Source organism: Kitasatospora sp. NPDC047058 (assembly GCF_040643935.1).
In the GTDB taxonomy this organism is placed as follows: Bacteria; Actinomycetota; Actinomycetes; order Streptomycetales; family Streptomycetaceae; genus Kitasatospora.
On the sequence record NZ_JBEYVJ010000318.1, the window covers coordinates 1 to 8190 of the forward strand.

Genomic DNA, 8190 nt, shown 5'->3' on the forward strand with positions numbered 1-8190 from the left:
GCGGCCGGAGCAGTCGCGGCAGCGCGGACCGTGCTCGATCTCTTCGCGCGCTTCCTCGACGGGCGCGTGCTCGTACAGGCGCCACGCCTTCACGAGGCAGACACCCGCGCCGACCAGGCAGGCGAGGTGGAAGGCGTCCATGAACGAGGTCTGGACGGCGGCCAGCAGATCGCCGCGCCCGAGGCCCGTCGCGGTGCCGAGCGCGGAGGCGACCGAACCCTCGGCGGCGTCCGCGGTGCGCGGCGGCAGGCCCGCGAACGGGCTGCCGGCGAGCCGGGCCGCGTAGAGGGAGGTGAAGACGGAGCCCAGGACGGCGACGCCGAGCGTGCCGCCCGCCTCACGGGTGGCGTCGTTGACCGCCGAGCCGACACCCGCCTTGGCCGGGGGCAGCACGCTCAGGATCGACTCGGTGGCGGGGGCGGTGGTGAGCCCCAGGCCGAGGCCCAGCAGCACCATCTGGCCGACGACCTGCTGGTACGGCGCGAAGGCGGACGAGGCGGAGATCCACGCGAACGAGGTGCCGAGCAGCACGAGGCCGGTGCTGACCACGGCCCGGGTGCCCGTCCGGGCCGCCAGCGCGACACCGCCGAGCGAGCCGAGCGCGATGGTCAGCGCCACCGGCAGGACGCGCACACCCGTGGAGAGCGTGCCGTAGCCGCGGATGAACTGGAAGTACTGGGTCACCAGGAAGATGAAGCCGAACAGGGCGAAGAAGGCGACGGTGACCGATCCGCTGGCGGCCGAGAACGCCGGCGTGCGGAAGAGCGTGACGTCGATCATCGGATGGTCCCGGCGCCGCTCGACGAGGACGAACGCGGTGGTGAGCGCGACGGCGGCGGCGAAGCCCGCGACCGTGGCGGGGGCGCCCCAGCCGCGGTGGGGGGCCTCGATGATCGTGTACACCAGGACGCCGACGGCCGCCGAGGAGGTGGCCAGCCCGGGCAGGTCCAGGCGCGCCGAGGCGGGGCTGCTCGACTCCGGCACCCAGGCCCAGGCCGCGACCAGGGCGACCAGGGTCACCGGGACGAGGGCCAGGAAGACCGAGGGCCAGCCGAAGTGTGCCAGCAGCAGGCCGCCGGCCACCGGTCCCACCGCGACGCCCAGGCCGGTGACCGCACCCCACACCCCGATCGCCTTCGCGCGGGACCGGCGGTCGGGGAAGGTGTTGCTGATGACCGAGAGGGTGGTCGGGAAGATGGCCGCCGCGCACGCGCCCATCGCGAAGCGCACGGCCACCAGCGCGCCGGGCGATCCGACCGCGCTGCCCACCGCGCTGGTGACGGCGAAGCCGGCGAGCCCGGACAGCAGGGCGGGCCGGCGGCCGAACCGGTCGCCGAGCGAGCCCGCCGTCAGTACCAGCGCGGCGAAGGCCAGGTTGTAGCCGTCGACGACCCACTGCAGGTCACGGGTGGTGGCGTCGAGCTGCCGGCTCAGCTCCGGCAGTGCGACGTTGACGATCGTGGTGTCCAGATTGATCGCGAACGCGGCCAGGCAGACCGTGGCCAGCACGAGAAGGCGTCGGTGAGGGGTGAGGGCGGTCATGGCACACTCCATCCGCCAGAGATGTTGACAGCGGTAACATGCTCTGATTGACACGTTTCCACCGGAAAGTGGACACTGTCAACGTGTGGCGCGAAATGGGGTGAAACCTTGGAGAATCGGACATACCATCACGGCAACCTCCGCGAGGCCCTGGTCACCGCCGGCGTCGCCCTCGCCCGTGCGGGCGGACCCGAGGCCGTCGTCCTGCGCGCGGCCGGACGTGAGGCCGGCGTCTCCCACAACGCCGCCTACCGCCACTTCGCCAGCCACGAGGACCTCCTCGCCGCCGTGGCCGCCCGCTGCATGGACCGACTCGGCCTGCTCATGATCCGGCGCACCGCCGAGGTCGCCCCCGCCGAACCCGGGCCCCTCGCCTGGGCGCGGCTCGAAGCCGTCGGCCGTGCCTACATCGACTTCGCCCTCACCGAACACGGCTGGTTCCGCACCGCCTTCTGCGGCGCGACCCCCGACCCCGGCCGCCACCCCGCGGTGCGCCCCGAACCCGGCACCGATCCCTACCTGCTGCTCGCCGCCCGCCTCGACGAACTCGTCGACGCCGGCGCCCTCCCGTCCGAGCGGCGCCCCGGCGCGGAGTACGGCGCCTGGTCCGCCGTCCACGGACTCGCCCACCTGCTCACCGACGGCCCGCTGCACGACCTGCCGCCCGACGGGATCCGGCACGCCGTCGACACCGTGCTGGCCACCGTCGCCCGCGGCCTGTGACCGGGCATGCGGGACCGGCCCGCGGACCGGTCTCCCGGGTGTCCCGCGGGCCGGCGGCCGGGCGCAGACCCCACCCCGACGGACCCTCGGCTACCCGGGTCCGTCCCGGAGTGGGACCGGCAATCCGGCACTCAGGCCGCGAAGTTGATGAGCGCCATCAGCGCCGCGTGGACCTCCCGTTCGATCTTGGCGTAGTGACCGGGCGGGTTGCCGTAGTCGGGGTGGAAGCCGGACTCCTCCTCGTGCCCGGTCTCGATGGTGAAGGCGAAGACCGGCGCCCTGGTCGGGTCGTCGAACTGCCGCCGGAAGGCGTAGTCGTCGGTGGTGCCGGTGACCGGGCCGCCCAGCGGGTGGTACAGCGAGGCGCTCTGGCCGACGTCGTAGGTGGAGTGGGTGCGCCGCGGGCTCGCGCTGCCGGTGGCCGGGTCCACCCCGGCGCTGCGCAGGATGGCGTCCCGCATCTCACCGGCGATGGTGCCGAGCGTCTTGCGGACGAAGGCCGGCGGCGCGTTGGTGACGAACTCCCGGTAGTTGGGGCGGTCCGGCGGCAGGCCCGGGCTGCCCGGGCGGAGGCCGTCCCGCTTGCCCGTCCAGGCGGGCGAGGAGAAGTTCATCGACGGGTCGCTGCCGTTGTCCTCGATGCCCCAGCAGAGCAGGACCTTGCGGCCGAACTGGTGGACGTCGACGAAGTACGTGGCCCTGGTGTCGTCGATGAGCCACTGCACGTTCGCGGTCTCCGGTTCGGAGGCCGCGGACGGCCCGCGGTAGGTCTCGTCCTTGCTGTCCGTGGAGGCGGGGCCGTCCCGGTAGAAGGACAGGTACACCGCCATGTCGTAGTAGTCCTCGAACTTCCAGGCGATGTCGTGGTTGCGGTTGATGTCCACCCCGACCTTGGCCGGGTTGGGGTGGGGCCGCCGGTTCTTGCGCCACCCGGCACCGATCGGGTCGGACGGCGGGTTCAGCTGGTCGAACAGCCGGCCGTCGGGGTTGATCAGCGGCGCGACGTACAGGTCGACGTCGTTCAGGGCCCGCTCCACCTGTTCGACGGGGATGGTGAACTGCGGGTACTCCACCGAGGGCCCGGCCGGGAGCGGCCGGCAGGACATCGCGGGGAAGACGATGTCGGCGCCGGTGGTGCGGCTCACCAGGATGTTCTGTGCGAAGTGGACCAGCGCGTCCGGCGGCGCGGACTCGCGCGCGTGGACACCGCCGGTCAGCACCACGGCCGGACGGCCGTTCTGCGGTGCGTTCGCGATGCGGACGAAGTGGATCTCCCGGTTCTCGACGCTGGCGTTGGGGAACTCACCGAGCGTGCACAGGCTGGGGAAGGTGGCCGCGAGGTCGGCGAGCGCCGCCTCGATCTGGGCGGGGGTCTGCGGCACCGTCGGCGTGGTGTAGGGCGGGGGCATCGTTCACACCTCCCCGCGCTCGGCGTATCCGCGGCCGATCTCGGCCGACACCCGGGCGTGGTGCTCGGCGGCGCCCTCCGAGGAGAGCAGCACCGTCACCTCGGCCCCCTGCGCGACCGCCGCGTCGACCGCCTGGTCGGACGCGTACGCCGCGACCTTGTACCGGTAGTCCGTACGGGCCTCCAGGCTCGAACGCACCAGGTGGAGCTCCGGGATGTCCTGCACGGCACGCAGGACGTCCTCGGAGCCTTCGATCTGAACCAGGCTCACGGTACTCACCACCTCGCCGGTGGCCCCGCTCGACGGCTGCGGTGCGTGAGCGCGGGACCGGGCCTGTCCGCCGTCCGACGGCGCTCCTGGCCCGGCCGACCGGAACCCGGGCACACAGCGTCACTGCTGGTCCGCACCGGTCCGTGTGACAGACGGTGACAAAAGCCGGGCACCAAAGCCGGGTTTCCCGCCGTCGGGTGCGGGGAACCCACGCACGCTTTCAGCCTGGCACACCGGGCCCCGGACGTAAACCGCGGTCCGCCGCCAACGGGCCGCGGCCGGCGTCCAGTTCGGCGGCCCGCCCGGCCGGCCGGGGGAGAGGAACCGGAGGAAAGGGAAGAGGCGAGGAACACCATTCCTCGCCACTCTCACCGTACAACGCACCGGGGGGCTTGCGGCAAGGCCCCGGTCATGCCGCACAATCGGCGGTCCGAAAGCCCTGACCTGCGGAAACGGGAGACATGAGATGCGCGTGTTGTTGACGACGTGGGGTTCGCGCGGAGACGTCGAACCGCTGGCCGCACTGGCGCTGGGACTACAGGAACTCGGCGCGCAGGTGCGGGTGTGCGCCCCGCCGGACGAGGAGTTCGCGCTGCTGCTGGAGCGGGTCGGCGTGCCGCTGGTGCCGCTCGGCCCGACGGTGCGCTCGGTGGTCGCCGGCCCGAAGCCGCCGACGGCGCAGGACGCGTTCCGGCTCGCCCCCGAACTGGTCGCCGCGCGGTTCGACACGCTGACCGCGGCGGCGGCCGAGGGGTGCGACGCCCTGCTGGCGACCGGCCTGATGCCGGCCGGCGCCCGCGACGTGGCCGAGAAGCTGGGCATCCCCTACGTGCTCGCGTGCTTCCACACCCTCGGGCTGCCGTCACGGCACTTCCGTCCCGGGGCGCGCCCGGGCACGCCGTCCCCGGCGGACGAGACCGACCACCGGGTGCTGTGGGAGCAGGACGCCCAGCGGGTGAATGCGCTGTACGGCGAGGCGCTCAACAGCCGTCGGGCGGCGATCGGCCTGCCGCCGGTGGACAACGTCCGCGACCACGTGCTCACCGCCCGGCCGTGGCTGGCGGCGGATCCGGTGCTCTGTCCGGCGCAGGGCATGACGGACCTCGACGTCGTGCAGACCGGGGCCTGGATCCTGCCCGACGACCGTCCGCTCCCGGAGGACCTGGAGGCCTTCCTGGCCGCCGGCGAACCACCGGTCTACGTGGGCTTCGGCAGCATGGCCGCACACGCCCCCGAGGGCATCGCCCGGGTGGCCGTGGAAGCGGGCCGCGCCCACGGGCGGCGCGTCCTCCTGGCCCGCGGCTGGGCCGGCCTGGCCCCGGTCGACGACGCCGACGACTGCTTCGTCGTCGGCGAGGTCAACCAGCAGGCGCTGTTCCCCCGGGTGGCCGCCGTCGTGCACCACGGCGGCGCGGGCACCACGACGACGGCGGCCCGGGCCGGCACACCCCAGGTGGTGGTCCCGCGGATCGCGGACCAGCCGTACTGGGCGGCCCGGGTGGCCGGGCTGGGCATCGGCGCGGCCCACCACGACCCGGTGCCGACCGCCGGCTCCCTGTCCGCCGCGCTCGCCACGGCCCTGACGCCCGGGACCCTCGCCCGGGCGCGGGCCGTGGCCGGCACGATCCGCACCGACGGGGCGGCGGTGGCCGCGCAGCTGCTGTTCGACCTGGCCGGCCGGGACCGGCCGTCCGCCTGAGGCCCGTTCCGGGTCAGCCGGCCGGCCTCCCGGCGGTGTGCCACGGCACGAAGGCGTTGGTCAGGCCCGCGAGGGCCGTCCGCAGCTCCGGGTGGTGCCGCAGCAGCACGGTGACCATGGTGTTGTCGTCGATCCAGGCCAGGCCGGCCCTGGAGTACACCTCGGGGGTGTAGTACTCGGTGAAGAAGCGGTCGCTGTTGAGCCGCCGGGACGCCATCAGGACGAAGATGCGGAACGCCGTGTCGCTGAAGGCGAAGCCGGCGGGCAGCTTCTCCGCGTACATCCCGACCGTCAGGTCGACCTTCTCGATGTCGCCCTCGTAGAGCCGCGCGATCTCCTCGGCCCACTCCGGGTTGTCCGTCAGCTCGTGGAAGCCCTGCGCGGGCCTGAGCCGCAGCAGCCGCCGGAACTCGTTGTACCGGGGGACGCCCAGCTCCCTGCTGCGCAGGATGTCGGTGGCGGCGAGGTCCTGGAGGTTCCCGTCCGGACGCCGGTACTCCTGGAGGAACCTCGGGAAGTTGTGCAGCGTGACCAGGCCCGGCGGGAGGGTGCCGAAGCTGTACAGCAGGTCGGCCGTCCGCAGCGTCCCGAGGACCTTCAGCGCGTCGGGCCCCGAGATGTCGCGGAAGGTGCACTGCCGCAGGGCGGCGTCGTCCTCGGCGGAGCGCAGGGACCACTCGTCGCGGACGAGCGGGTGCATGCGGTAGACGGCCACGAACTCCTCGGTGAGGGAGTACGGAACGCCGTAGTGGTCGGTTTCGCCGCCGGGGATGCCGCTGACGACCTCGCTGTCGCTGACCCGGCCGAACAGCCGGTGCACGCGTTCGCCCGCGACGCCCCACCAGTTGGCCCGCAGGGCGGCGACGGTGGTGGGGTGGCTGATCACGGCCGGCGTCCACTCCACGGTGTGGATCTTGGCGAGGAGCGCGGCGTTGACGAGCCTGGCCCGCTGGAACAGCTCCTCGTCGTCCCAGGACGGGTAGGCGCCGTGCAGGTGGTCGCAGATCGCGTTGTGCTCCCGGACGAAGAGGTCCTGCATCATCGCCAGGCCCAGCCAGAAGCCGGGGAGACGGGAAGGGTCACGGGCGGGGTCCGAGGCGAACGGGGTCTGCCCGTTGTCCCACCGGTGGAGCCGGCCCAGCTCGCCGGTGCGCAGCAGGCGCTGCTCGGCCGCGTCCGTCCCGTAGAGCTGGGAGGCGTCCCACCAGTGGGAGGAGACGTTGACGCGGGTGTCGGGGGTCCCGGCGGGCGCGTGCGGGTCCCGGGTCGGGTCGTCCGGGGTCCGCATGATCCGCATCGGCCGCTCGGGCCACGGGTCGTCGTCCAGGAGCGGCACCTCCCAGGGGCGGTCGGTGGGGCTGGTGCCGTGGCTGAACCAGTCGCGGATCATGAACTGCAGCCAGGCGGCGACCAGGGAGTTGACCGACTCGGCGGCGACCAGCTCGTGCCGGGTGAGCAGGGCGCGGCTGACCTCGCGGGGGTTCGGCCGGGACAGGACGGACTCGGGCGTGGCCGGGGCGATCCGGTCGAGCGGGATGTTGCGGCCGAAGCGGGTGCCCGCCATGCCCATCCGCGGCTCGCCGAGGTCGTTGTGGCTCCCGTCGGAGCTCCGGTTGACCTTGTGCCGCGCGGACGCGGGTTCCGGGGCGGGCGGATCGACGGTGGGGAGCCCGCCGGTGTCGTGGAGGTTCTGCTGCCGCAGTCTGACCCGCAGTCCGAGGAGGGTCAGCAGCCCCGGGACGACCGGCAGCTTGTCCCAGCCGACGCGGCGGTCGACGTACTCGGACGCGCTGGTGACGATCCGCCAGGGGAGGGAGGTGCGGTAGCCGCTGCCGGTGCGGGCCGGGGCGGGGCGGCGCGAGTCGCGGGGCGTGGCCATGATGACTCCCCGTAGGTGTGGTGACGGGCTGTGATGCTGAGGGCGGGGGCGCCGGGAACCAGCGCGGGCTCCTTGAAAAGGGCGATTCCTCTGTGGACGTCCGATTTCCACGATAGGAGGGTCGCCGGGCACCCGCGCGCCGGGCCCGGGCCGCGGGGCTCAGACGCCCTCCGGCAGGTGGGGCAGCAGGGATTCGGGGCGGATCGGGAGGTCGCGCACCCGGATCCCGGTGGCGTGGTGGACGGCGTTGGCGACGGCCGCGGCGGTGCCGACGATGCCGAGCTCGCCGATGCCCTTGGCGCCCATGGGGTTGAGGTGAGGGTCCTCCTCGTCGATCCAGTGGGCCTCCACGGAGGGGACGTCGGCGTTCACCGCGACGTGGTAGGAGGCCAGGTCGTGTTCGGCGTGGTCGCCGAAGCGCGGGTCCATCGTGCTGTGTTCGAGCAGGGCCATGGAGACGCCCATGACCATGCCGCCGACGAGCTGGGAGCGGGCGGTGCGGGCGTTGAGGATGCGTCCGGCGGCGAAGACGCCGAGCAGGCGGCGCACCCGCACCTCCGCGGTGTCGGCGTCCACCGCCACCAGGGCGAACTGGGCGCCGAAGGCGTGCCGGGCGTACTCCCGCCCGGCCCGGACGGCCTCGGTGGTGTCCGCGTGGCAGCGCAGGC

General features: G+C 73.5%; 7 protein-coding genes. 2 read left to right on the plus strand and 5 right to left on the minus strand.

From position 1 onward, the window contains the following. Positions 1-1542, minus strand: a 1542-nt coding sequence (locus ABZ885_RS31270) for an MFS transporter (RefSeq protein ID WP_360196008.1), incomplete at its 3' end; no start/stop codon positions are given. A 108-nt stretch (positions 1543-1650) separates the two neighbouring features. Here ABZ885_RS31270 and ABZ885_RS31275 point away from each other — a divergent pair. Next, a complete protein-coding gene (locus tag ABZ885_RS31275) occupies positions 1651-2265 on the plus strand; it encodes a TetR/AcrR family transcriptional regulator (RefSeq protein WP_360196011.1) in 615 nt (204 codons plus the stop codon). Positions 2266-2396: 131 nt separating this feature from the next. On the opposite strand, the gene ABZ885_RS31280 is transcribed toward ABZ885_RS31275, so the two are convergent. Both ABZ885_RS31280 and ABZ885_RS31285 read right to left on the minus strand, forming a co-directional pair. Beyond that, entirely contained in the window at positions 2397-3674 is a 1278-nt protein-coding gene (locus ABZ885_RS31280) for a M14 family zinc carboxypeptidase (protein ID WP_360196014.1), read from the minus strand. A gap of 3 nt (positions 3675-3677) precedes the next feature. Then, the gene (locus ABZ885_RS31285) at positions 3678-3944 is read right to left on the minus strand and encodes a hypothetical protein (protein ID WP_360196017.1); all 267 of its coding nucleotides are present in this window, start codon (positions 3942-3944) and stop codon (positions 3678-3680) included. 466 nt (positions 3945-4410) lie between these two features. On the opposite strand from ABZ885_RS31285, the gene ABZ885_RS31290 reads away from it, so the two are divergent. Beyond that, positions 4411-5643: a glycosyltransferase gene (locus ABZ885_RS31290; RefSeq protein WP_360196020.1), complete on the plus strand. Its 1233-nt coding sequence runs from the start codon at positions 4411-4413 to the stop codon at positions 5641-5643. Between the two features lie 13 nt (positions 5644-5656). On the opposite strand, the gene ABZ885_RS31295 is transcribed toward ABZ885_RS31290, so the two are convergent. Together ABZ885_RS31295 and ABZ885_RS31300 are read right to left on the minus strand one after the other, a co-directional pair. After that, positions 5657-7522 (minus strand): peroxidase family protein, encoded by a 1866-nt coding sequence (locus ABZ885_RS31295; protein ID WP_360196023.1) that lies wholly within the window; start codon positions 7520-7522, stop codon positions 5657-5659. Between the two features lie 159 nt (positions 7523-7681). Then, positions 7682-8190: molybdopterin cofactor-binding domain-containing protein (locus ABZ885_RS31300; protein WP_360196026.1), on the minus strand; the 509-nt coding region annotated here is incomplete at its 5' end.